We start from the raw sequence: 25,216 nt of genomic DNA on the forward strand, positions 1-25,216 counted from the left end.
AAGAAAGGTAAAAAATGGCAACAACACATTGGAAGTCTGTCGTTATACCATGCTTACTGATGTGTTTGAGTCATTCGGCCTGGGGTGCGGGCTCAAAAGAGCCGGCATTCGATGATATGGAAATGGATGGTCAGGTCTATACTGAAATTCCTGTGGCATCCATTCAAGAATTTGTACAAATTTACGGCATCGTCAAAGACAATTATATTCAAGACAAAAATGAAGACGCCTTGTTCCAACAGGCAATCCAAGGGCTAGTCAGTGGCTTAGACCGCTATTCGCGTTATTTGTCTCCTGAAGATTATAAGCAGCTACGTGAATATACTGAAGGTGATCTGGCCAGCATTGATTTCGATCTGCAATTTAACTCGCAGATGAAGCAATGGATGGTGCAGGGATTGAGCGCCGATGCCGACTCTGCCAAGCAGGGACTGCGTAATGGTGTCACGGTCTATAAAATTGATGATCAGGTACTGAGTAGCCTGAATCAGGAGCAGGTGCGACAGTTATTGAGCGGGGCGGTCGGCTCTACGCTGAGCATACAGCTTTCCCCGCAAAGTCCGGTGGTTCGTCTGGTAAGGAATACCAAGCTCGATACTGAAATTAAATCCAGTCTGCACAATAATCAGGTACTGGTATTGCAGGTCAAAGTTTTCCAGCAAGATACAGCCAATGAAATCAAGCGCCTGATTGAAAGCTATTCTGACAGACGCTTAAAAGCGGTGATGTTTGATCTACGCAATAACCCGGGTGGCTTACTTTCTGCCGCAGTAGAATCGGCCGATTTATTTTTGAATCAGGGTGTGATTGTCTCGACCCAAAGCCGTTCGGAAGGCAATCAGCAATTTCAGGCGCTGCCAAGTTTTGAATTTCAGAATCTGAAAGTGGGCGTTCTGATTAATAACCGTTCAGCTTCGGCAGCTGAAGTCTTTACGGCAGCATTGAAAGAACATAGCCGGGCTTGGGTGGTCGGTGAGCAAAGCTATGGCAAAGGTGTGGTACAAAAGCTATTTCCACTGAGTAATGGTTCTGCTTTACAAATGACAGTGGCACAATACTTCAGTCCGAGTGGTCAGATGATTGAAGGGCGGGGCGTGCAGCCACATTTCAGTTATCCGTTTAAGCAGGAAATGCGTGAGGAGAGCTATCTGGAACACGTCACAGACCTGCTGCTCCTGCAAAAATAATTATTCGTCTTCCTCAGTATCCAGTCCGAACTTTTTCAAACGATAGCGTAGGGAGCGGAATGACATACCGAGCTTTTTCGCGGCCAGTGTGCGGTTCCAGTGCGTTAGATTCAGCGCATTGAGTAGAACTTCTTTTTCAATCTTTTCTAAATATAGCTCTAGGCCTTCTTCTGGGAGCTTTCTCGGGGCAATCAGGGTGTCAGTCGCAATAATCTCGCTCGTGAGCGTATTCATCTCCTGAGCGCTATTAAGAGCCTGACGTAACGGTGCACTTTGCAGATGCTGAAGATCAATCCGCTCTTCATCACTCAAGGTAATTGCACGTTCCATAATATTACGCAATTCACGTACATTACCCGGATAATATTGTTCCAATAAAAATTCTTTACTGCGTTCTGTCAGTTTTTTATTGGCAATGCCCCATTCCTGGCAAATCTTCTGAATAAAATGTTCGGCGAGTAAGAGAATATCCTGACTCCGTTCACGCAGCGGCGGTAAAGTCAGATCCATCACATGAATACGGAAATATAAATCCTGACGGAATTTGCCTTGTTGTACCAAGGCTTCCAGATCCTGATGAGTGGCACTGATGACGCGGAAATCCACATCAATTTCAGTATCTGAACCGAGGGGACGAATACGTTTTTCCTGTACGGCACGTAACAGTTTGACCTGCATAGCAAGTGGTAATTCGGCAATTTCATCCAGAAACAGGCTGCCGCCATGTGCCGATTGAATCAGCCCCTGTTTGTCCTGAGCGGCGCCAGTAAAGCTGCCTTTCTTATGCCCAAACAGTTCGCTTTCCATCAGTTCAGTGGGAATCGCACCACAGTTAATTGCAATAAATGGGCCTTCATTACGGTTGCTCAGGCGATGGACCAGATTGGCCACCACTTCCTTGCCAGTTCCCGATTCACCAGTAATAAAAACCGGTGCCTGTGAGCGGGCAATTTTTTGTAAGGTAATACGTAAGTGCTGAATCGGTATCGATTGCCCAATCAGCATTTTATGTTCTAAAGCATCATTTGGATTATTATGGGAATAATCCACCGGTTTATTCAGTGCTTTTTGTAGCAGCTGTTCCAGATGTTTCTGATTGATCGGTTTGCTGACAAAGTCAAAGGCACCGGCCTTGAGTGCAGCAATCGCGATTTCCATGTTGCCATAGGCGGTCAGAACCGCGACCGGAAGTGCAGGATAGAGATGACCAATCCAGTCCAGTAACTCCAAACCATTGCCATCGGGCAGGTTCAGGTCAGTTAAACAGGCATCATATTGATGATCTGCAAGATATTTTTTAGCATCTTGCAGACGATGTGCGATGTGCGTACGAATCCCCATCCGCAGCAACGACATTTGCATGAGGGTGCATAAATCTTCTTCATCATCCACCAAGAGCACCAGTGGCTGTTGTTCCACACTCATTTCCCTTAAACCCCTTTATACCGTAATACGTTGGCAGCTAATGCGAAAGCATGCGCCCTGTTCTTGTTGTATATAGTTTAATTGTGCCTGATTTGCTTCACAAAAACTATGTGATAAGTACAGTCCTAATCCGGTTCCACTAATCGAGGTACTGAAAAAAGGTTGAAATAATAGGGCTTGGTCGTGTATGGCTACACCTGAGCCGAAATCCCGGATATCAATCCAGACCCGATGTTCATAGGGATGTATATTCAGCTGAATGTAATTGGCATCTGCTGAATTGTGACGGATGGCATTGCGAAGCAGGTTAATCAGGACTTGCCGGAACTGCGCTTCATCGAACTGAATCAGCAGCGGCACATCAATATTAAATTGAATCTGATCGCAAATATCGGCCAAATCTTCCTGGATAAATAACGGGATAAATTCATTGAGATGAATCGGCACCGGATGGGTTTTTTTATTTTTGACCATATTCAGCGTGTCCTGAATAATCCGGTCAATCCGGGTCGCCTGTCGGCCAATCATCTGGTTAAGTACTTGTTGTTGTTCACTGTCAGAGTCAAGGTATAAATCATTGGCCTGCACAATAGCTGCCAATGGATTACGAATTTCATGCGCAATACTGGCCGAAAGCTGGCCCAGTGCGGCAAGTTTAAGTTGCTGCACCTGCTGATTGAGTTTTTTTGCATCCTGTAACACCAATAACATCAGGGTTTGATGCGGCACAATCAGCTTTTGTACCTGTACATGAATGTTATAGCGACTTTGCTGTGATTCAAACTGAAAACGCTCGCCATTTTCCAGCGTTTCAAACTGGATCAGTTCAAATAAATCTGGTTGTGACTGGTAGAGGGTAAATTTCTCATGTGCAAATTTTGCTTCGATCCCGAGCAGTGTACAGGCCGCAGGGTTGCTCAGGACCACATGATAATTTTCATCCAGCACCAGATAGCCAGTTTCGATCTGTTCCAGAATATAACGGTTAATATTCTGTAAGCGATAAAGTTCCAGAGATTGCGAAAAGTTCAGGTTTTCCAGAATCTGAAAACGGCGCACCGCAATTTGCCCGGTTCCATAGACCACAAAGAACAAAAAGGCCAGCAAGGCACTATTACTGATATTGCTTAAGGAAGAAAATGCAAAAATACTGCCGATAAAATGTTGATATATGACACTAATCACAGCAATCAGGGTGACCACCAAAGCTTTTTTTGCATCCAGCAATAACGATGCGGAAAAAATGGTAATCACAAACAGCAAACCAATTTGCAGATTAGGCCCGTCACTTGCCAAAGTCAGTAAACTTAAGACGCAGACATCGCTAAAAAAAATCATAATCAGCTGCGGCTGGATCAGGCGTCTGATCCATTTCAGCGCGAACATCTGCGCTGTATTAATGGCAACACCGATTCCCAGCGCATAATAATACAGCTGTGGATATTGATAATCGCCGGTTAGCTCGGGGTAGGTCAGCAGAAAAATCAGCAGTAGGCCAGTGCTGATCAGCAGGCGATACGCGCTATACCAGATCCCTAAATGATACTGATTGAGTTCAGAATAATTGGGTTTTTGTGCCATATGCAGCGCGACTCGCCAAAGGCTAAGGTTTAATCAGCCCATAGCGCATGGCCAGATGCGTCAGTTTGACATCACTATCAATATTCAGTTTTTCAAAAATACGATAACGATAGGTATTTACGGTTTTGACGCTGACAAAGAGCTTGTCAGCAATCTCCTGAGCGCTGATACAGTTCACCACCATCATCGCCACTTGCATTTCACGTTCTGACAGTGCATCAAAAGGCGATTGCTGTGTATCAGAAAGGTAAGAACTCGCTAACTGTTCTGCAATGTCGGCACTAAAATATTTACCGCCTTGCATGACTTTATTGATGGCGCGAACCATTTCTGAAATCGGCGCCCCTTTGGTAATATAACCTTTGGCTCCGGCTTTTAATAACAGCGAAGGATAGGGTTCTTCTGCCAGACCGCTGACAGCCAGCACTTTGGTTTCAGGGGCACTCTGAAGCAGGCGGCGCGTGGTTTCCACGCCACCAATGCCCGGCATATTCACATCCAGTAAAACCACATTCGGATGATGCTGACGAACCAGAGAAATCGCTTCTTCACCAGATTCAGCCTGTCCAATCACCTGAACCTCCGCATGGTCTTCCAGCATTCTGCAAATTCCAGTACGTACTAATTCATGGTCGTCCACAACTAAAACTGTGATCACCTACGCTCTCCCTCTGTTAAAAAAATCATTTTTTTGTTACATAAAGCAAAATAAGCTTGCAATGAAAGTACAAAATTAGCAATCCTATTCGCAAGATAAAATCTGAAACTTATCACACAGTGTCAAGATCAAAAAATGTTCTGCAATGTGTTTAAATGTAAGGCATATTAGAGGTAATACGCAAATCAATCTTACCTCTGTTAGTTGAGTGAAGAAATAGTGAAGAAAATAAACAAGTCTTTAAGGCATGTATTGGGCCTGTCCGTGTTAGTCAGCATGAGTGCGACAAGTTTTGCTGAAATCATTATGAATTCTGGCACGACAGAGGGCGGATCCAGCATTAGTTGGTCTTCTGAGGAAGTCAATCAGCTGATGAGTGATGATTTCCGTGTGGCTGCTGATGAGCCTTCGCCACCCGGTTCAGCCACCGTGACCACGACCTTGCGTCAGAGTGTACCGAGCACCCAGCAGTCGGTCAGTGTTCAGCAACCAGCAAAAACAACACAGATTTTTGATACAAACAGTTATAGCAATCAACCCTCTGTAAATGCCCGTGCTGCATTGGTTATGGATGCGCAAACCGGTGAGGTGCTGTTTAGCAAAAACACCAATACCGCTTTGCCGATTGCATCTATTACCAAGCTGATGACAGCTGTGGTGATTTCCGATGCACGTTTAAACATGTCTGAAAAAATCACGCTGCAACAGGCTGATTTCTCTTGCGCAGGTTGTAAAAGCTCAAGCTCGACCTTACGTGCTGGCGATAGCATGAACCGTGCCGAAGCTTTATTGTTTGCTCTAATGAAGTCTGAAAACCCGGCAGCTGCAGCCTTGGCGCGAACGTATCCAGGTGGTCGCAGTGCATTTATTGCAGCGATGAACAGTAAGGCCAAGGCCTTAGGCATGAATTCATCCCGCTTTATGGAATCAACCGGCTTACACCCTGGAAATGTGGCATCAGCACGTGATTTGGGTATTTTAGTGAATACCGCTTCTCAATATGGTTTGATTCGTCAATTCTCGACCACACCAAGCTATGACTTTAACTTGGGTTATCGTGTACTGAAATCGAATAATACCAATGCACTGGTGCGTAACGGCGGCTGGAATATCAATATTTCTAAAACCGGTTTTATTAATGAAGCAGGGCGCTGTGTGGTGATGCATACGACCCTGAATAACCGTCCGGTGGCAGTGGTACTGTTAGGTGCAAATAGCTCACAGGCGCGTACCAATGATGCGACCCGTTTGATGAGCTGGGTGAGCCAGCAACCAAAACGAATCTAATCTCTGCGCTAATAAAAAACCCTGCAAATGCAGGGTTTTTTATTCTGGCTGAAATTACATGTTCGACAGAATAGAGTCTTTTACCTGAGCCATGGTTGCGTCGATAGACAGCATCACCGCATCGGCACATTGTTTGATCGCGGTATCTGGATCTTTTAGACCATTACCGGTTACGGTACATACGATTACTGAACCTTCAGCGATTTTACCTGCTTTGATATCACGGATTGCACCGCCAACAGACGCAGCAGATGCAGGTTCTACAAACACACCTTCATACATCGACAGCAGACGTTGTGCTTCAAGAATCTCAGCATCCGTCAGTTCATCAAACCAGCCGTTTGAATCACGAACGACAGCTTTGGCATGATTGAAGCTTTGCGGATTACCAATACGAATTGCAGTTGCAACAGTTTCCGGATTTTCTACTGGACCACCACGCAGGAACGGAGCAGCACCAGACGCTTGGTAACCTGCCATGATTGGCAAGCCAGCCGGTTTAGGACCAGTGAAAGCATCGGTTTCAGCATCGTAAATCACTTGCTCAAATTCTTCTTTCGACTGATTGGCCACCGCTTCGGTATAGCCCATCCAGTGTGCAGTGATATTACCTGCGTTACCCACTGGCAGGCAGTGGTAATCCGGGGCACGACCTAAAGCTTCAACGATCTCGTAAGCAATGGTTTTTTGACCCTGCAGGCGGTACGGGTTGATTGAGTTTACAATCGTTACCGGTGCCTGATCTGCAACTTCCTTCACCAGACGCATGCCGTCATCGAAGTTACCACGAATTTGCATGGTGATCGCACCATACATCATCGCTTGCGCCATTTTACCCATGGCAATTTTGCCTTCCGGGATGAGCACGAATGCTTTGATACCGGCACGAGCAGCGTATGCAGCCGCAGCAGCAGAAGTATTACCAGTGGATGCACAGATGATGGCTTTAGAGCCTTCTTCAACGGCTTTGGTCACTGCCATAGTCATACCGCGGTCTTTAAATGAACCAGTCGGGTTTAAGCCCTCGTACTTCACATAAATTTCAACATCTTTACCAATAATGCGTGGAATATTCTCAAGCTTGATCAGTGGAGTATTACCCTCACCCAAAGAGATCGCACGAGTAGTTGCAGACACTGGTAAACGGTCGCGATAGCGGTCAACTAAACCAGTATAACGATTGGCATTCGACATGATGATGTTCCAATTGTGTGTAGAGCTTGGCAAGGGGAAATACTCCCCTTAACCCGATTAATTATCAAGCGATTCTAAACGAATTCGTACAATTTCGCCATGAATGACGGGTAATGCTTGAATTTGTGAGAGCGCTGCATCCATTTTTGATTCGACGATAGGATCGGTCAGAATCACGATCGGAATAAGGTCTTTTAAGCGAGGTTGCTGCATGATGGCATCAATACTGATTCCGGCACGACTGAGGATCGTGGTGACATCGGCAAGCACGCCCATTTGATCTTCGGCATTAATACGGATGTAATAGCCGGTGGTCATTTGTTCACGACTCAAGATCGGTAAATCGGTCAGGGCTTCAAAGGCCAGTTGCGGAATGGTTCCAGCACCGTCTTCGGTATAAATGATATCACGGACAATATCCACCACGTCTGCGACCACAGCAGAAGCCGTTGGGCCTGCACCCGCACCTGCGCCGTAGTAGAGCGTTGGGCCAACCGCATTGGCTTGTACCAGTACGGCGTTTTTCACGCCATTGACGTTGGCAATCAGTTCTTCTTCAGGAATCAGGGTTGGATGAACACGGAGTTCAATCCCGGCATCAGTGCGGCGTGCAATTCCCAGGTGCTTGATACGGAAACCGAGGTCTTCTGCATATTTCACATCTTGTGCAGTGACTTTGCCAATACCTTCAGTAAAGACTTTGTCAAACTGTAGCGGAATACCAAAGGCACATGAAGCCAGAATGGTCAGCTTATGTGCAGCATCAATACCTTCCACGTCAAAGGTTGGATCGGCTTCGGCATATCCGAGTTCTTGTGCTTCTTTGAGTACGTCTTCAAAAGTACGGCCTTTTTCACGCATTTCGCTGAGAATGAAGTTACCCGTACCATTGATGATGCCCGCCAGCCATTCAATCTTGTTGGCCGCCAGACCTTCACGAATCACTTTAATAATGGGAATACCGCCAGCCACTGCCGCTTCATAGGCAATCTGCACGGCGTTGTCTTCAGCCGCTTTAAACAGCTCATTCCCATGTTCAGCCAATAGCGCCTTGTTGGCAGTGACAATATGCTTGCCATGTTTCATGGCTTCCATAATAATTTCAAAAGCAGGATGAATCCCGCCCATGACTTCGACCACCACGTCTACGTCAGGTTGACGCACGATGTCCATCAAGTCTGCACTTTGTTTCACTGATGCAGGTAGGTCCAGATCAGGACGTGGACGACGGGTGCCTACATAGGTAATTTCAATTTCACGACCGGTGCGACGTTTAATCTCAGCAGCATTTTCTTTTAATAGTTTCAAGGCACCACCACCTACAGTACCAAGACCGAGGATAGCCAGACGAACTGGTTTCACGTCACACTCCAAATAAACAGTTTTTTACGAGAACCTAGATCATAGCTAAAAAAACGCCATGACTCTAGGGTCATTTTAGAATATCTTTATGTATAAAATAAAGTTAAATAACGTATTAAAATGAGTTATTTAAGTCGCTTCAATAATTCAGCGCTAGACAGATATCCGCCTAGGTAAACCCCTTCCGAACTATAAATGGCAGGGGTGCCATTGACGCCCATATTCAGGCCCATGTGATATTGATCTTGAACAGGATTTTCACATTTCTCTGCACTAATCTGTGCGCCGGCAATGGCCTGATCAAAAGCACTATGACGGTCAGCACTACACCAGATTGCTTCCATGGCCGGCATATGCTGTTCACCACGCGGCCAGGCGATATAACGAACCTCAATACCTTTACTATTCATTTCATCCATTTGTTCATGGAATTTATGGCAATACGGACAGCTGACATCGGTAAAGACATAGACCACATGCTTGGCCTTGCCTTTGGCCGGATAGATCAGCAGATCTTCTGCTTTCAGTTCGGCAAAGAGTTTGTTGTTGATTCCGGCTTGCAGGTTTTCACTGACATTATGCAGCTGTTTATCACCGAGTCGGATCACGTCGCCCTGAATCAGGTATTTACCATCGCTGGTGACATAGACCGCAGACATACCTTCCAGACTGACCCAGAACAGGTTCGGTACTTCGGTGGTTTTAATATCGATAATTTTGGCACTGATCCCCGCAGTTTTGAAATGCTTTTCCAAGGTAGAGACCAGACGCTGTTGTGCATTGCGTTCGGTCAGGGTAGAGGCTTCTCCCGTTGCTGGTGCACTTGCAGTCAGTGTATCTTGCTTTTTAGTGTTGTTATCGGAATTGGAACATGCGCTAAGCCCCAAACCAGCAGCAAGTGTACAAGCCATAAAAACTTTTGAGCGGGCAAATGTCATAAATAACCCTTTTCTTCTTGGACTAAAAACAGAGCATTAGCATAACAAAAAAAAATACAAACACGTCAAACTTCTCAGTTTATTCCATATGTAGATGTTTTAAGCCCGTGGATGATGCGCTGCATGCAGCTGCTGCATCCGCACTTGCGCGACATGGGTATAAATCTGGGTGGTCGACAGGTCACTATGTCCAAGCAGCATCTGTACCACACGTAAATCTGCGCCATGATTGAGCAGATGCGTCGCAAAGGCATGCCGCAAGGTGTGCGGTGACAGCTCGGATGCAATCCCGGCCTGTAAAGCATAGCGTTTAATCGCATACCAGAAATTTTGCCGGCTCATGATGCCGCCATGCTGAGTCAAAAACAGATAATCGGTTGAGGTTTTATACAGTTGTGGACGGGCTTCATTCAGATATTTTTCCACCCATTCACAGGCCATGTGTCCCATCGGTACCAGCCGTTCTTTATTGCCTTTACCGACGATGCGTAAATAGCCCTGTTTTAAGTTAATCAGTTCCAGACGTAAGTTAATCAGTTCAGTGACACGTAAACCGCAAGCATACAGCACTTCAAACATGGCACGGTCACGCAGGCCTAAAGCAGTATTGATATCGGGGGCATCAATCAAGGCCTCAACATCGGCTTCAGACAAATCTTTGGGCAAGGCACGGCCAAGCTTCGGGGTTTTATGCGCTGCCACCGGATTATCACTACGCAGCTTCTGTTCACGCAGAAATTTATAAAATGAACGCAAGGCTGACAGACAGCGGGCAATTGAGCGTGGGCTTTTTTGCTGTTTGGTCAGTGCAATCAATACATCGGAAATATCGTCATGGGTCCATTCTGGCAAAGGCTTGCTCAGACATTCTGCACATTGCAGCAAATCAGATAAATAGGCATTTCGGGTGTGTGGACTGACCGTTTGCGCAATCAGATAATCACGAAAACCCTGTAAATAGCTCAAGGCTTCAGGAATTTGAACCGGGGCGGGAATACGGGGTTTTTTATTCAGCATAGGGTGCAAGGATCTGATCTGAAAAAGCGATGAATTTAATAGGTATTCTCCACTGTAGTTTAATTTCACCAGACTGTCGATGTGATATAAAAACTAATTCAGCATGTAATCAATCTTATTTGTTAATTATTCTCATTTGTTTGTATACTGTACAAAATAGTTCAGGAATTTCACGGTGCGTTTGTCTGATTTAAAAGCAAAACAAATTGCCATCATTCGAAAAGTGAGTCGAACAACTGATGGTGAAAGTGCTCTACACGATGTCGTCGCGAGTCGTTTGGAAACTCTAGGCTTTGTGCCGGGTACGAAGGTACAGGTGATTACGAAAGGTATTTTTGGTGGAGATCCCATTTTGATTCAAGTTGGATTTACCCGTTTTGCTTTGCGTAAATCAGAAGCAGCCAAAATTGAAATCGAACAGGCGGTGTCGGCATGAGTGATACATTACGTATTGCCCTTGTCGGTAACCCTAACTGCGGTAAAACTTCATTATTCAACCATTTAACCGGAACACGCCAAAAAGTTGGTAACTATGCGGGGGTCACGGTTGAACGTAAAGTCGGTACGTTTCAGCTTGCTTCAGGCAAAGCGGTGCGGGTACTGGATTTGCCAGGAACTTATAGTCTGGATGCGACCAGTCCGGATGAAGAAATCACCCGTAATGTGGTGCAAGGTAAAATCGCAGAAGAACAGCAGCAGGATGCATTCTTATGTGTGGTAGATGCCACTAACCTGAAACTGCATCTGGGTCTGGTCCTAGAAATGATTGCTTTGGGGCGTCCGATTCTGGTTGTACTCAACATGATGGATGAAGCACGCCGTCGTGGGATGCAAATCAATACCCAGAAGCTGTCTGAACGTCTCGGCGTGCCCGTGGTGGAAACTGTAGCGGTACGCAGTTCAGGCATTGAAAACCTGAAGAATGCCCTGGATCAGGGAAAATTCTCGGTACCGCAGACTGAACTGAGTGGCTTAAAGGGTGACCCGCATCAGCAGGTGGAAGTCATTCTGAACGACGTGGTCAATTTCGTCGATCAGGAAGACAAACGTACCGATTTTCTCGACAGGATTTTTTTACATCCGGTACTGGGTCTACTCAGCCTGGCTGTGATGATGTTCGTGATTTTCCAGGCGGTATTTGCCTGGGCTGCGCCGTTTATGGATGGCATCGAAACCTTCTTTGGTTGGCTCGGTGAATTCCTCGGTGAATATATTGCTCATCCCTTACTGAATAGTCTGGTGGTGGACGGGATTATTGCTGGTGCCGGCGGGGTGGTGGTATTCCTGCCACAGATTCTGATTCTGTTCTTCTTTATTCTAGTCTTGGAAGAATCAGGTTATTTACCACGAGCAGCCTTCTTGCTCGATAAGCTGATGTTTAAAGCGGGCCTGTCAGGCCGTGCCTTTATTCCGTTATTGTCCAGCTTTGCCTGTGCCATTCCGGGCATCATGGCATCGCGTACCATCAGTGATCCGCGAGATCGTTTAACCACGATTTTTGTGGCACCGCTGATGACCTGTTCAGCACGTTTGCCGGTATATGCCTTGCTGATTGCAGCTTTCATTCCACAGCAAACTGTCTGGGGTTTTATGAACCTGCAAGGTCTGGTGTTATTTGGCCTGTATATGGCGGGTATTGTCAGTGCTCTGGCGGTGTCTTTTGTACTGAAATTTTTCCATAAAGATAAATCCCAGCACATGCTGTTGATGGAGCTGCCAAGCTACCGTTTCCCGGATCTGAAAAACGTCTGGATCGGCTTGCTGGATCGCGGCAAAATCTTCTTGAAGCGGGTCGGCGGTATCATCTTTGCCTTATCGATTGTACTCTGGTTCCTGTGTACCTTCCCGCAACCCCCAGAAGGTGCGACTTTGCCGGCGATTGATTATTCACTGGCAGGTATGCTCGGTCATCTGATGCAGCCAATCTTTGCACCGCTCGGTTTTAACTGGCAGATCTGTATTGCCTTGATTCCAGCCATGGCAGCACGTGAAGTGGTGGTTGCTGCATTGGGCACTGTCTATGCACTGTCTGCCGTAGATGACGATGCAATGTCCGAAGGTCTCTCTTCACTCATCAGTAGTGGTGGTGATCTGGGCTGGTCAGTGGCGACAGGTCTGTCTTTACTGGTGTGGTTTATTTATGCACCGCATTGTCTGGCAACTTTGGCGACAGTCAAACGTGAAACTGGTTCCTGGAAAACGGTCAGTATCATGACGGTTTACCTGTTTGGCTTGGCATATTTCATGTCATTCCTGACTTATCAAATTGCTTCATATTATTTGGGCTAATCTCAGGTTGGCCTCGGCCCGTTGAGCTTGCCTGAGTATATGCATGGGAGATTGAGATGATTGAAATTCTGATTGTGGCGGCACTGGTGCTGTGGAGTGCGCTGGTGGTATTTAAAAAGGTGTTTCCGAACACCTCTCACTCAGTCTTCCAGAAGCTGTCTGATGCCTGCGCAGCAAAAGGCTGGACGCGTCTGGCCAAATGGCTGCAACCGGGTATGGCTGCAGGCTGTGGTGGCAACTGTGCCTGTCCGGTGTCGGAGCAAAGTGCACAGGAAAAGCCGGCCCAGCAAGCGGTCAAATGGAAATAAGTTCCTTTTTGGCTGTAATTTTAAAAACCGTCATGAGCATGACGGTTTTTTTACGCATGGACACAAAAAAATATGCAGAAAGCTCAATCAGAAAAGGCATTCAAAACAGCAAAGTGCTACCATTTCGTCAGTTTCAAAATAGACCAAAATATGGGGCGAAAATGTTAATACAACGTGGTGGGTTAAAAGTCGTTGCAGGACTCGGAATATCAGGTGTTGCAGCAGTCAATTTCTTACATGACCAGGGCTACCGCGTTGCAGTAACGGATTCTAGAGCCACCCCCCCGGGACATGACCAGATTCCGGCCGAAGTCCAGACCAGTTTCGGCCAGTTTGATGCCGAGCTGTTGCTTTCTGCAGAAGAAATCGTGATCAGTCCGGGACTGGATCCAAAATTGCCAGAAATTCAGGCGGCGATGGCGCAGGGTATTCCTGTGGTGAGTGAAATCCAGATTTTACGCCGTGCTACGGATAAGCCCATTGTCGCGATTACCGGTTCCAATGCCAAAAGTACAGTGACCACTTTGATTGGCTTAATGGCAGCCGATGCTGGCAAAAAAGTCGCGGTCGGTGGCAATCTGGGACGTCCTGCACTGGATTTAACCAAAGATGATCCTGAGTTATATATCTTAGAATTATCCAGTTTTCAGCTGGAAACTACTTCAAATCTGGCGGCTGAAGTGGCGGTGGTACTGAACATGAGTGAAGATCATCTGGATCGGCATGGCGATATGATGGGCTATCACACCGCCAAGCACCGGATTTTTCAGGGTGTGAAAAAAGTGGTGTATAACCGGGATGATTCTTTGACCCGTCCTTTGGTGCCAGATGTGACGCCGATGCAAAGTTTTGGCCTGAATGCACCCGATATGAACCAGTACGGGATTCTTAAAGATACCGATGGTGGCATCTGGTTGGCGCGTGGTCGTGAACGTCTGTTAAAAAGTACCGAGATGTATATGCAGGGCACGCATAATGTTGCCAATGCCCTGGCTTGTCTGGCACTCGGTGAAGCGATTGGTTTGCCATTGGACAGCATGCTAAATACTTTAAAAACCTTCAAAGGTCTGGAACATCGCTGCGAATTTGTCAAAGCAGTGCAGGGCGTACGTTATTATAACGACTCCAAAGGCACCAACATCGGTGCAACCTTGGCGGCACTCGATGGTTTAGGTATGGCGATTGAAGCCCAAGGTGGCAAAGTTGCGATTATTCTCGGTGGACAGGGCAAAGGACAGGACTTTAAGGCTTTGCGTGAATCATTGAGTAAATATGCCAAGATTGCAGTGCTGATTGGTGAAGACCGTCCGATCATCGAAGCAGCGATTAGGGGCACGACTGAGCTGGTTCATGCAGAGAGTTTGCAGCAGGCCGTAGAAATCTGCCAAAAGCACACCCAGGCAGATGATGTCGTGCTATTGTCTCCTGCATGCGCAAGTTTTGATATGTTCTCGGGTTATCCTGAGCGTGGTCGCAAGTTTGTTGCGTATGTGAATGAACTCAATTAAGAATAACAAGGATTCGTGATATGGCTGGGTTTGCTCAGACTACGATCAATAAACTAAACCAATTTTATAGCCAGTGGGTACCCAAGCTCCCCGCTGAGCTAAATCCACGGAATGTACTAATTTTCTGTGTATTGGCTTTACTGTGTATTGGTTCGATCATGGTGGCATCGGCCTCGATGCCTTATGCTGAACGTATGCATGAAAATGCCTTTCATTATATTAGCCGCCATGGCATTTCGATTTTTGTGGCAGCAGTAGCCGCCTATCTAACCTATAAAATTCCCTTAAAGGTCTGGTTTAATAACACCTTCTTTTTGTGGATTATTACCATTGTACTGTTGGTGGCCGTGCTGGTGGTCGGGACTGAGGTCAATGGTTCCAAGCGCTGGATTCGGGTGGCCGGATTTACCTTGCAGGCCTCGGAAGTGGCGAAAGTGATGATGGCGATTTTTACCGCGGACTATGTGGTACGCCGTGCGGAAGAAGTCCGGAACAATATTAAAGGTTTGGTTCGTTTAAGTGCGATTATGGGTGTGACCGTCGGTTTGATTATTCTTGAGCCGGACTTGGGGGCAACCGTAGTAATTACCTTGACCATGCTTGGCGTGTTTTTCCTCGCGGGTGCGCCGTGGATTCAGTTTGGTGTGGCCTTTATGACCTTGGTCGGTGCATTTGCCGCAGCGATTTTATTAGAGCCTTATCGCTTGCAGCGTTTGATGTCTTTTTCAAATCCATGGGAAGATCCACTGGGTAGCGGTTATCAGCTCTCGAATGCACTAATGGCCTTCGGCCGTGGTGAGTGGGCCGGGGTTGGATTGGGGCACAGCATTCAGAAAATGTCTTATCTGCCTGAAGCGCATACTGATTTTATGCTGGCGATTTTAGGTGAGGAATTTGGCTTTTTAGGTATTGCGACCATCCTGATCCTGTCTTTTACCATGCTGGTCTGCTGTATCCGGATCGGACATCGTGCCTTGCAACATCAATATCTACGCGCCGGCTATCTGGCCTATGGGATCTGTATCATTTTCCTGTTACAGATTCTGGTGAATGCCGGTATGAATATGGGCGTGTTACCGACCAAAGGTTTGACCCTGCCATTTATTAGTTATGGGGGTTCATCATTGATTATCTGTGCGGTGATGATCAGTTTAGTGCTGAAAATTGATTCGACCACTCGGCAGGTCAATCCAAGCCGGGAAGAATCAAGCTTCTAGATTGGAGTTGGACCCGGGCTCCGGCTGAGCATGGTCAAGCACTGTGCTCGGCATTGCAGTTCCGCAATTGGAACAGGTCACAAAAGCAGTTTTAGGCTTGGAAAGTGGAATCAATGGAATAAAAAACAAAGAAAAATAATGACGTTGCTGTTTCAGCTCATAGCCTGTACGGGTTCGGCAGACTGGACACAGGAACTGGCTCTTTTCAATAGTTTTGGTTTTAGGGCCGAATCCAAAAATAAAAAACATCTGCTTTTCCTCTCTGATTTTAATTCTAGAATTCTAGCTTAAGCCAAAACAGGTTTTTATTGATAACAACCTTGTAGCGCTGTTGTATGTGGAATCCGTTCAATGTTCCATTGCGCAACCGCCTGTTGCAGCATGCGTTGTGGCGTATCCAGATCAACTTCAGCCTGATGCAAAGCATTAAGTGCCTGTTTTAAGAGTTGTGGGGCCTGACTTAAATCCAGTGCTTGGGCCAGATTCTGTTTTGAGAGTTTTTGTCCCTGATCATTCATCGCTAGGGGTAGATGCATATAATTCAGACGCGGATAACCGAGCAACTGCCCCAGATAGATTTGCCGTTCGGTATTGTCCAGCAGGTCAGCACCACGTACCACATGGGTCATGCCTTGCAGATAGTCATCGACCACTACCGCCAGCTGATAATTAATAATCCCGTCACGACGTTTTAAGACAAAGTCTCCCAGATCTTTCTTCAGCTTTGAGCAGTGTCGACCTTGTAATTGATCTTCAAAACAGATTTCGATATCTTCGACTTTTAAACGGATCGCTTGATTGTCGAATGCCAGAGCTAGGTCACGGCAGGTATCCTGATAGATATGATTGGAACCGAGCATTTTACGGGTACATTGACAGGCATAAACCAGACCCTGCTGACGTAATTGTTCGATCACATCTGCATAAATATCTAAACGGTCTTTCTGGAAAATGATTTCGCCGTCTGGCTCAAGCTGAAAGGCGTCCATGGCACGCAAAATATGCTCTTCACTGCCCGGATAAATACGCGGAATATCGGTATCTTCCACCCGAACCAGCCATGTGCCGTGGTTGGCTTTGGCATCGCAATAACTGGCAACTGCGGTAATGAGGGAGCCAAAATGCAAAGGGCCGGTTGGCGATGGCGCGAACCGACCCACATAAGCCATCCTATTGTCCCCCTCCTTTTTTAAAGGAGGGGTTAGGGGAGGATTATTCAACAGCATCATTAACCGTTATTTTGCTTCTCTTTGATTTCCGCCAGGGTTTTGCAGTCAATACATAAAGTAGCCGTTGGACGGGCTTCTAAACGACGCAAACCAATTTCGATGCCACAAGTTTCACAGAAACCATAGTCATCATTCTGGATCGCTTCGATTGACTGTTCGATTTTACGGATCAGTTTACGTTCACGGTCACGGGTACGCAGCTCAATTGCAAATTCTTCTTCCTGAGTGGCACGATCGTTGACATCAGGCAGGGCAGTATTCTCATCTTGCATCGTATTCAGCGTACGATCCACTTCTGACATCAACTCGGCTTTCCAGGCCAGCAATATTTGGCGGAAATGCTGAAGCTGACCTTCAGACATGTATTCTTCATTTTTTTTAGGTTGATAAGGTTCAATACCAAATAAGCTAGCAGTAGAACCACCGTCAGTCGTTTTAGGCTTAGATTTGCGTACGCGCTTTGCAGCTTTCTCTTCTACAACTTCAATTTGATTGTCTAAGACTTGATTTTGGTTGTCATTCGCCATTTAGGGCATTCCTCATCATATGCGTATGATTGATTGCTACGCAAAAAATATGGTGATATGCAATTTTTATCCACCCTGTAGAAGGATTATCCTCCTGTGGGGGCCGTCATCATATAGACTTTTTATGCTTATTGATAGTCTTTGATGTCTGGACTATGCATATCACATTTCCTTTGGTTGCAATAAAGTAATGCAAAAAAAACAAATTGAAAAGTTAATAACCTGAAATTTCAGTATTAATATTTTGCTGACTCAATGCCACCCGTTCAATATAGGTATCAAACTCACCATTTTGTTGCAAATGTAATACACGATAACCGGGCGCCGCCTGATCTAGCGCGAAATCCTGGCTTTTAGGTTTGAACTGCACACTGGTCGATGGCGTGGATAAAAAATAGATACCATGCCATTCATTACAGGAATCCTGATGCACATGACCAAACAAGACCAACTTTATATTCTGGTGCCGTGCCAGGACATCTTTTAAATCTTCAGCATTTTTCAGCCGGTGCTGATCAATCCAGTGCGATTTCATCGCAAAAGGGTGATGATGACAAGCGATGATGACATGCTGATGCTTAAACTCAAGCAATAATTGGTTCAATTGATCAAGCTGAGCTTGTTCCACCCAGCCATCAACCTTGCCTTGAACCGCACTATTCAACAAAATCATGGTCCAGCTACCAAAATGAATCGCATGTACCTGATTGGCATTCTGATGAAACGGAAAGATCCGGGTGTCATCATGATTACCCGGAATCTGATAATGCGGCACGTTTAAGGACTGGATAAAGTCTAAATAACGCTGATAAGTTCGTTCCACCGGCACCTGGGCCAGATCACCGGTATGAATCAGCGCATCCATTTTGCGAAAGCGCTGCTGAATCTGCTGCATCACCTCATGAAAACTCTGCTCGGGATTCATCCGGGCAAATTCCAGCTCTTCCCGATCCATCAAATGGGTATCAGAAATCTGGATAATGGTCCAATCCGGCTGCGTGTCTGTGCTTGACTGCTGAAAACTCATGTCTTTCCCCTTAGACATATTCCTGCAGTATGAATATGTTGTTGCAACCATTGCAAGGCCATAATGACAGGTGCATTTCTTAAGCGACCATTCGTGAGCAAGGACGGAATATCGGCATAATCCAGAATATGCAGCTGGATATTTTCCCCTTCATCCGGCATGCCAAAAATACCGCCCTGTTCAGGCAATTCGGTCTGGGCCACATATAAATGGAAAAGCTCAGAACATGCTCCGGCGGAAGGATAGAAGCTGAAAATGTGCTGTAGCTCATCCAGAGTACAGCCTGATTCTTCGAGTGCTTCGCGACGGATACACGCTTCAGGCGCTTCATCGCCATCCAGAACACCAGCAATCACTTCGAGTTGCCACGGTGAATCGACATCGTCCAGTCCGCCAATCCGAAACTGTTCAATCAGGCCGAATTTCTGCTGTTGATGGTTATAGAGCAGCACACCCGCTGCTTCTGGCCGGTGAATCAGCTCACGTTGCAAAATAGGCGTCGAGCTGTCCTGCTGGAATAAACGGTGTCGCAGGCTGACTTTTTCCACCTGAATAAATCCCCGGTACAAAAACTCACGTGCCTCTATGCGAAAGTCTTTTTTATTATAAGAGGCCTGTTTAATAATATTCATATGCTCAGATAGAATGAATTGATTTATTTTCATCCTATCTGAGTTTTTTTTGAAGACAACTGTTTTTTTTAAAGTTTTATAGTTTGTGGTACAGATTTTGGCCAGACTTATGGAAGCTGGCTTTCATCTGATCCATACCTGCTTCAATTTCGGCCTGAGAGCTTGCCGGCTGATCAGGCTTGGCCTGCTGATTGGCATAGTCTCGAACATTCTGGCTAATCTTCATTGAACAGAACTTCGGTCCACACATGGAACAGAAATGTGCAGATTTATGGGCTGCTTTGGGCATGGTTTCATCATGCATGCTGCGGGCTGTATCCGGATCCAGACTCAAATTAAACTGGTCTTCCCAGCGGAATTCAAAACGTGCCTTGGACAGCGCATTGTCCCGGGCCTGTGCGCCTGGATGCCCTTTGGCCAGATCGGCTGCATGTGCTGCAATCTTGTAGGTAATAATGCCGTCTTTGACATCTTTCTTATTCGGCAAACCCAGATGCTCTTTCGGGGTGACATAGCACAGCATGGCAGTGCCATACCAGCCAATCATCGCAGCACCAATGGCTGAAGTAATATGGTCATAACCCGGGGCGATATCCGTAGTTAAAGGCCCAAGGGTATAGAAGGGCGCTTCTTTACAGACTTCCAGTTGCAGGTCCATATTTTCCTTGATCATGTGCATTGGGACATGCCCCGGACCTTCAATCATTACCTGTACATCATGTTCCCAGGCATGATGGGTCAGTTCACCCAAGGTTCTCAGTTCAGCGAACTGTGCTTCGTCATTGGCATCCTGCACACAGCCCGGACGCAGGCCATCGCCGAGGCTGAAAGACACATCGTAGGCTTTCATAATGTCGCAGATGTCATCGAAATGGGTGTAGAGAAAGTTTTCCTGATGATGCGCCAGACACCACTGTGCCATGATCGAACCGCCACGCGAAACAATGCCGGTTAAGCGATTCGCCGTGAGCGGTACATATCTTAAAAGTACACCGGCATGAATGGTGAAATAATCCACGCCCTGTTCCGCCTGTTCAATCAGGGTATCTTTAAAGATTTCCCAGGTCAGGTCTTCGGCTACGCCGTTGACTTTTTCCAAGGCCTGATAGATCGGTACGGTGCCAATTGGCACGGGAGAATTGCGGATAATCCATTCCCGGGTTTCATGGATGTTCTGCCCGGTTGAGAGATCCATAATGGTATCTGCACCCCAGCGTGTCGCCCAGGTCATTTTCGAGACTTCTTCTTCAATCGAAGAACCCAAAGCCGAGTTACCAATATTGGCATTGATTTTCACCAGAAAATTGCGTCCGATGATCATCGGTTCCAGTTCCGGATGATTGATATTGGCCGGAATAATCGCGCGGCCGGCAGCGACTTCCTGCCGTACAAACTCCGGGGTGATTTCAGTCAGGTTTTTAGCGCCGAAATTTTGTCCCGGATGCTGGCGCATATCGACACCCTCCAGTTGACGCAGGTTTTCACGAATGGCGATATATTCCATTTCTGGCGTAATCATGCCTTGTTTGGCATAGTGCATCTGGGTGATGTTCTGGCCGCGTTTGGCTTTGCGCGGTTTTTGAATATGCGCGAAACGGATGGCCGCAGTACGGATATCACGTAAACGTTGTCGGCCAAATTCAGAGCTTAAATCGTCCAGCATTTCCGTATCGTTACGCTGTTCAATCCAGCTGTCACGGATATTGGGCAGGCCTTTATTCAGGTCAATCGTCACATTGGGGTCGGTATAGACACCAGACGTGTCATAAACCATCAAGGGCGGATTATATTCACCGCCCAAGCCGGTCGGGGTTTCACTGAGGGAAATTTCCCGCATCGGCACCTGAATATCAGGACGCGAGCCTGGCAGATAGACTTTACGTGAAGCGGGTAGAATGCGCGTTAAATCACGTGCTTCCTGTTCATGCGTGGAGAGAGAAGTTTCAGAAGAAAGATTCGTTAACTGGTTCATGGCTATGATCCTTATGAATGACATCAACGAATCAAGCACGACCAAAAACGCGGACAGATTTATCCTGAGCAGATAAAGCAGGGGCTGGGTTTTTAGCTGGCTTGATTCCTACGCAGGTATTAACCTGATCAGGTTCAACGGTACCCATGCTCAATTCCTGATAAAGATAAAAGGAATCACATGATCTCAGCGAGGGATTACTCGCGCTCCGTCAAGCGAGGCTAAAGCTTAGCTCAGTTTATGCCGAATAAACAGGTCTAAATCTCTCAACTTTAGCGATGATCTCTTCAGGCAGGGGAAGCTGGACTCAAGCCAAATATTTCTAGCTAGATACAGAATGCATCCATAAAACAGTCTTTATCATATTTTTGTGAGGGTGGGCTGATCTTGGCATAATACAGAATCTGTTCAGCATCCGAACGGTTTCGATAGTCGGCAGGCAAGGCTTGCTGGCGCTGTTGTGGATTCATGTCCAGAAACTCCAGAAATTGGCGAGCCTGGGTCGAAAGCGTTGATTTCTGACCACTGGATAGACCAATAATGGTTTCCAGATGACTGGTATCGACTGCATAACGGTCGCGATAATCCTCAGAAACGGGAGATGCTTCGGTGCCTCTAAACAAAAAATAGGTATATTGTTTCAGCAGGTATTCGGCATCCCGCTTATAGCTGCTCTCAGGATAGGTCTTGAGATAATCTTCCCAAAGCAGACTGCGGGCTGCAATGTCAGCTGCTTCAATTTGCAGGCGTTTTTCCACCAGTACCGGCTGCATATTCTGTTCAGCCAGATGTTCAATAAAGGCTTTTTCAGCGTCGGGTAAATAAGGCGCAAAAATGCGGGCCAGATATTCCGGACTACGACGATAATGTAAGTTGCCATCGCCAAGATCCAGCAGTTCGACATAAGCCTGACCTTTGTGTTTTAACAGGTACTGGTCACGTGAGGTGAGCTGCTGAAAATGGGCTTGCTGAATGGTCGGATGCTGGGCCATTTCCAGCGCATACTGTTCAAAGGCGCGTTGCTGGAACTCGGTACGGTCGACGGCTAAAAAGCGCTGATACATTTCAGTAGAACGCAGCATCAGATGCTTCTGCTCCGCCAATTCCATCAGGGGCAGACACACTTTAAGATCCTGATTAACCTGTTCCAGCGCAAAAGTGGTGCGTTGGTCATTAATCTGGGACATATTTTTTTCAATATTCTTGCACATCAGGCTAAAGTCATTGACTGGACTTTGCTTCTGATTGGTCTCAGTCTGTTCGACCTGGATCTGTGGTTCCGACGGCTGCTGACAGCCTGCCAGAAACAGCAGACTGCCGGAAATTAGACAGGCTTTGAATATCGACGGGAATGGCATTAACACTATGTTTCAGGACTCTGTATAGGTGAATTCAGAAAATAACGGCCTTGCTGGGAGATATATTGTATAGATCAAATAAAAATACTATGTTTAGTATTGTGAATTGCTTTGTTACATTGGGGGTATAGATCTTGAAAATTGAATTAATCGTGGATAAAACCCGAGAGTTATATTAAAAAGTTAATAAAAATCATACGCAAAAATGCAAAAAATCTCTTTAGTATGGCTTAGCTTAAAGCGCCAGAATTTTTGATCTGAATGGCTGTTAGGGGTTAACACTATAAAATGAAACTAAAACTCAGTGTCATGGCCGGTTTATTGTGCAGTAGTCCGGCGATTTTTGCCCTGGATTTGCAACAAGCCTATGCGCGCGCCCAGCAAAACGATCCGAACTGGCAAGCGAATCTGTTGCAATATCAGGCCGATCAGCTCAATCTGGGGATTGCTAGCGGAAATTTACTGCCGACCGTGAGCCTTTCAGGAAATATCACCCGTAAAAACCAGTCTGTTGATGCACCTGCCGATCCACAGTTTTCTAATTTCATTACTTCCAGTAATACCACCCGCCAGGTGGCTTTAACTGCACGCCAGCCTTTATTCCGCTGGGATGCCTGGCAGGGCTATAAACAAGTCAAAACTTCGGTCGAACTCAGCGAAGTCAACTTACGTCTGCAAAAACAGCAGCATATTTTACAGGTGGCAGAAGCCTATTTTAACGTCTTGCGTCAGCAGTCTTTGACCACGGCATATTTGCAGGAAGAACAGGCTCTATCTGAGCAGCTGCGCATGATGAATGCCAAACTAAAAGAAGGTCTGGTGGCACGTAGTGAGGTCAGTGAAGCCAATGCCCAGTATCAAAATGCCCAAGCCAACCGGATTTCGACCCAAGTTCAGCTGGTTCTAGCTCAGGAGCAACTGGCTCAACTGATCGGGCCTTACCGAGAAAATCTGGCGGTATTACGCAATGACTTCCAGTTTCAGAAACCGATTCCAAGTGACATGCAGTCCTGGACAGATTTGGCACAAAGCCAGAATCTGAACATTCTGCAAGCCCGTCTGCAAAAACGCTATTCTGAAGATGCCAAGCGGGTTGAGCAGGCCGCCCTCTATCCGCAGGTTGAAGCGGTCGGCACCTATGGCTATCTGAAACAGACACCAGAAACGATTATGTCCAGCAATGGTGATTTCGACCAGATTGGGGTGGAAGTCAACTGGAACCTATTTAGCGGTGGCCGTACCCAGAAAAGTATTCGTCAGGCTGGGGTCAATGTACAAAAAAGTGCAGCCCAATTAGACGCTGCGATCCGTAAAGCCAATACCGATGTGAAGCAGTCCTTTATGCAGGTAGAAACCGATCAGGCCAAACTGAATGCGCGTAAAGCAGCAATGGAATCTTCGGAAATGGTTTCACAAGCCTCCAGAGCCCAATATCAGGAGGGCTTAAAGACCATGGTCGATGTGTTGCTGGCCCAGCGCAATGCTTTTTCTGCCAAAACGGATTATCTGAATGCCAAATATGATTATCTGCTGCATGTACTCCAGTTACAGGCTTCAGTCGGGCAGCTGACCGAAAAGGAGCTGGCAGAGCTGAATGCCTGGCTGATCGAATATGATTCACCTCAGCCCAGATGACGCTACGATTGTCATCAAACTTTCATCATAAATATGCTTTAATGTGCTTTATTATTGATCATCGCTATATGCCGTTTCAGGAGTAGACTTCCTTGTGTCCAAATAATCCTGTGTTAAGTCATCACATTTCTTCGCAATTTAATGAAGAGTTGCAGGACGTCAATACCAAATTCATGACCATGGGCGGACTGGTGGAACAGCAGGTGGCCAACGCCATTCATGCCTTACTGGATACCGATGTCGCCATGGCGATTGATGTGCAGTTTCAGGACAATGTTGTCAATCAGATGGAAAGAGACATTGATGAAGCACTGACCCTGATTCTGGCACGCCGTCATCCTGCTGCGATTGATTTACGGATGGTACTTGCCATGTCCAAGGCCAATACCGATCTTGAGCGTATTGGTGATGAAGCGTCTAAAATAGGCCGGATTGCACAAAGCCTGAGCGAAGAGGGTAGTTCGCCGCGCGGTTATATGGAAACCCGGCATATTGGCAACCAGGTTCGGGTGATGATTCATGATGCACTGGATGCTTTTGCACGTCTGGATGTAGATCAGGCCTTGAAAGTGATGTTGGCAGATGCGGATATCGACCGTGAATACCAGTCAGCAACACGTACCCTCATGACCTATATGATTGAAGATCCGCGACATATTAGTCGTGTTATCAATGTACTATGGGTGCTTCGTTCACTCGAAAGAATTGGCGACCATGCCCGGAATATTTCTGAACAGGTGATCTATATGGTCAAAGGTTTTGACGTACGTCATACCAGCGTCGAAGAAATTGAGCAAAAAGTTCAGCGTTAAAAACAATTATCTCTCAATAAAAGACCTCCCGCTCGGAGGTTTTTTTATTGGCT

The 25,216-nt window shown here is 46.5% G+C and carries 23 protein-coding genes and 1 riboswitch; of the genes, 9 read left to right on the forward strand and 14 right to left on the reverse strand.

Annotation, left to right across the window (positions count from 1 at the left end; translation table 11 throughout):
• Window positions 1-14 precede the first annotated feature (14 nt).
• Window positions 15-1,187 carry a S41 family peptidase gene (locus FTV29_RS07755; RefSeq protein WP_180071999.1) on the forward strand — a complete coding sequence of 391 codons (1,173 nt, stop codon included), beginning with the start codon at window positions 15-17 and terminating at the stop codon, window positions 1,185-1,187.
• On the opposite strand, the gene FTV29_RS07760 is transcribed toward FTV29_RS07755, so the two are convergent.
• Genes FTV29_RS07760 through FTV29_RS07770 form a run of 3 tightly spaced genes read right to left on the reverse strand, consistent with a single transcriptional unit; the run spans window position 1,188 to window position 4,851 of the window.
• Window positions 1,188-2,612 carry a sigma-54 dependent transcriptional regulator gene (locus FTV29_RS07760; RefSeq protein WP_159138527.1) on the reverse strand — a complete coding sequence of 475 codons (1,425 nt, stop codon included), beginning with the start codon at window positions 2,610-2,612 and terminating at the stop codon, window positions 1,188-1,190.
• 15 nt (window positions 2,613-2,627) lie between these two features.
• A complete protein-coding gene (locus FTV29_RS07765; protein ID WP_180075292.1) occupies window positions 2,628-4,193 on the reverse strand; it encodes a PAS domain-containing sensor histidine kinase in 1,566 nt (521 codons plus the stop codon).
• 22 nt (window positions 4,194-4,215) lie between these two features.
• Window positions 4,216-4,851: a response regulator gene (locus FTV29_RS07770; RefSeq protein WP_005108454.1), complete on the reverse strand. Its 636-nt coding sequence runs from the start codon at window positions 4,849-4,851 to the stop codon at window positions 4,216-4,218.
• A gap of 219 nt (window positions 4,852-5,070) precedes the next feature.
• Between FTV29_RS07770 and FTV29_RS07775 the strand changes: the two genes are divergently transcribed.
• Complete coding sequence (locus FTV29_RS07775) at window positions 5,071-6,138, forward strand: serine hydrolase (RefSeq protein WP_141667085.1); 1,068 nt, start codon at window positions 5,071-5,073, stop codon at window positions 6,136-6,138.
• Between the two features lie 54 nt (window positions 6,139-6,192).
• Here the strand turns inward: FTV29_RS07775 and thrC are convergent, their stop codons facing one another.
• The 4 genes from thrC to xerD form a co-directional block, all read right to left on the reverse strand.
• Entirely contained in the window at window positions 6,193-7,332 is a 1,140-nt protein-coding gene (gene thrC / locus FTV29_RS07780; RefSeq protein WP_005094446.1) for a threonine synthase, read from the reverse strand.
• A gap of 57 nt (window positions 7,333-7,389) precedes the next feature.
• Complete coding sequence (locus FTV29_RS07785) at window positions 7,390-8,694, reverse strand: homoserine dehydrogenase (protein WP_005094444.1); 1,305 nt, start codon at window positions 8,692-8,694, stop codon at window positions 7,390-7,392.
• A gap of 125 nt (window positions 8,695-8,819) precedes the next feature.
• Complete coding sequence (locus FTV29_RS07790; protein WP_100329427.1) at window positions 8,820-9,632, reverse strand: DsbC family protein; 813 nt, start codon at window positions 9,630-9,632, stop codon at window positions 8,820-8,822.
• A gap of 99 nt (window positions 9,633-9,731) precedes the next feature.
• Window positions 9,732-10,649 carry a site-specific tyrosine recombinase XerD gene (gene xerD / locus FTV29_RS07795; protein ID WP_005094442.1) on the reverse strand — a complete coding sequence of 306 codons (918 nt, stop codon included), beginning with the start codon at window positions 10,647-10,649 and terminating at the stop codon, window positions 9,732-9,734.
• A 175-nt stretch (window positions 10,650-10,824) separates the two neighbouring features.
• Here xerD and FTV29_RS07800 point away from each other — a divergent pair, with 175 nt between their 5' ends.
• The 5 genes from FTV29_RS07800 (at window position 10,825) to ftsW (ending at window position 15,971) form a co-directional block, all read left to right on the forward strand.
• Window positions 10,825-11,085: a FeoA family protein gene (locus FTV29_RS07800; RefSeq protein WP_004281065.1), complete on the forward strand. Its 261-nt coding sequence runs from the start codon at window positions 10,825-10,827 to the stop codon at window positions 11,083-11,085.
• Window positions 11,082-12,938, forward strand: a complete 1,857-nt coding sequence (locus FTV29_RS07805) for a ferrous iron transporter B (RefSeq protein WP_005094440.1) — start codon at window positions 11,082-11,084, stop codon at window positions 12,936-12,938. Before FTV29_RS07800 ends, FTV29_RS07805 begins: the two co-directional genes overlap by 4 nt.
• Window positions 12,939-12,994: 56 nt before the next feature.
• Window positions 12,995-13,246 carry a DUF6587 family protein gene (locus FTV29_RS07810; protein ID WP_005094438.1) on the forward strand — a complete coding sequence of 84 codons (252 nt, stop codon included), beginning with the start codon at window positions 12,995-12,997 and terminating at the stop codon, window positions 13,244-13,246.
• 161 nt (window positions 13,247-13,407) lie between these two features.
• Window positions 13,408-14,754 carry a UDP-N-acetylmuramoyl-L-alanine--D-glutamate ligase gene (gene murD, locus FTV29_RS07815; protein WP_159516341.1) on the forward strand — a complete coding sequence of 449 codons (1,347 nt, stop codon included), beginning with the start codon at window positions 13,408-13,410 and terminating at the stop codon, window positions 14,752-14,754.
• Between the two features lie 20 nt (window positions 14,755-14,774).
• Window positions 14,775-15,971, forward strand: a complete 1,197-nt coding sequence (gene ftsW / locus FTV29_RS07820) for a putative lipid II flippase FtsW (RefSeq protein WP_005094435.1) — start codon at window positions 14,775-14,777, stop codon at window positions 15,969-15,971.
• On the opposite strand, the gene FTV29_RS07825 is transcribed toward ftsW, so the two are convergent.
• The 7 genes from FTV29_RS07825 to FTV29_RS07855 form a co-directional block, all read right to left on the reverse strand.
• The gene (locus FTV29_RS07825) at window positions 15,960-16,220 is read right to left on the reverse strand and encodes a zinc ribbon domain-containing protein (protein ID WP_005094432.1); all 261 of its coding nucleotides are present in this window, start codon (window positions 16,218-16,220) and stop codon (window positions 15,960-15,962) included. The genes ftsW and FTV29_RS07825 overlap by 12 nt on opposite strands.
• A 56-nt stretch (window positions 16,221-16,276) precedes the next feature.
• A complete protein-coding gene (gene gluQRS, locus FTV29_RS07830) occupies window positions 16,277-17,197 on the reverse strand; it encodes a tRNA glutamyl-Q(34) synthetase GluQRS (RefSeq protein ID WP_225553535.1) in 921 nt (306 codons plus the stop codon).
• A gap of 2 nt (window positions 17,198-17,199) precedes the next feature.
• The gene (gene dksA / locus FTV29_RS07835; RefSeq protein ID WP_005094428.1) at window positions 17,200-17,727 is read right to left on the reverse strand and encodes an RNA polymerase-binding protein DksA; all 528 of its coding nucleotides are present in this window, start codon (window positions 17,725-17,727) and stop codon (window positions 17,200-17,202) included.
• A 214-nt stretch (window positions 17,728-17,941) separates the two neighbouring features.
• Window positions 17,942-18,754, reverse strand: coding sequence for a 3',5'-cyclic-AMP phosphodiesterase (cpdA, locus tag FTV29_RS07840; RefSeq protein ID WP_180075293.1), 813 nt, complete (start codon window positions 18,752-18,754; stop codon window positions 17,942-17,944).
• Window positions 18,751-19,386, reverse strand: a complete 636-nt coding sequence (locus tag FTV29_RS07845) for an NUDIX domain-containing protein (RefSeq protein WP_100329423.1) — start codon at window positions 19,384-19,386, stop codon at window positions 18,751-18,753. The genes cpdA and FTV29_RS07845 overlap by 4 nt, the downstream gene beginning before the upstream one ends.
• Before the next feature lie 76 nt (window positions 19,387-19,462).
• The gene (gene thiC, locus FTV29_RS07850) at window positions 19,463-21,358 is read right to left on the reverse strand and encodes a phosphomethylpyrimidine synthase ThiC (RefSeq protein ID WP_180075294.1); all 1,896 of its coding nucleotides are present in this window, start codon (window positions 21,356-21,358) and stop codon (window positions 19,463-19,465) included.
• Window positions 21,359-21,446: 88 nt separating this feature from the next.
• Window positions 21,447-21,579, reverse strand: a riboswitch (TPP riboswitch).
• Between the two features lie 105 nt (window positions 21,580-21,684).
• On the reverse strand, window positions 21,685-22,716 hold the full coding sequence (locus FTV29_RS07855; RefSeq protein ID WP_074383657.1) for a hypothetical protein: 1,032 nt from the start codon (window positions 22,714-22,716) through the stop codon (window positions 21,685-21,687).
• 288 nt (window positions 22,717-23,004) lie between these two features.
• Here FTV29_RS07855 and FTV29_RS07860 point away from each other — a divergent pair, with 288 nt between their 5' ends.
• The gene (locus FTV29_RS07860; protein WP_180075295.1) at window positions 23,005-24,351 is read left to right on the forward strand and encodes a TolC family outer membrane protein; all 1,347 of its coding nucleotides are present in this window, start codon (window positions 23,005-23,007) and stop codon (window positions 24,349-24,351) included.
• A 92-nt stretch (window positions 24,352-24,443) separates the two neighbouring features.
• The gene (gene phoU / locus FTV29_RS07865) at window positions 24,444-25,163 is read left to right on the forward strand and encodes a phosphate signaling complex protein PhoU (protein ID WP_005094412.1); all 720 of its coding nucleotides are present in this window, start codon (window positions 24,444-24,446) and stop codon (window positions 25,161-25,163) included.
• Window positions 25,164-25,216 lie beyond the last annotated feature (53 nt).

Source organism: Acinetobacter sp. YH12254 (assembly GCF_013417415.1).
Classification (GTDB): domain Bacteria; phylum Pseudomonadota; class Gammaproteobacteria; order Pseudomonadales; family Moraxellaceae; genus Acinetobacter; species Acinetobacter pseudolwoffii.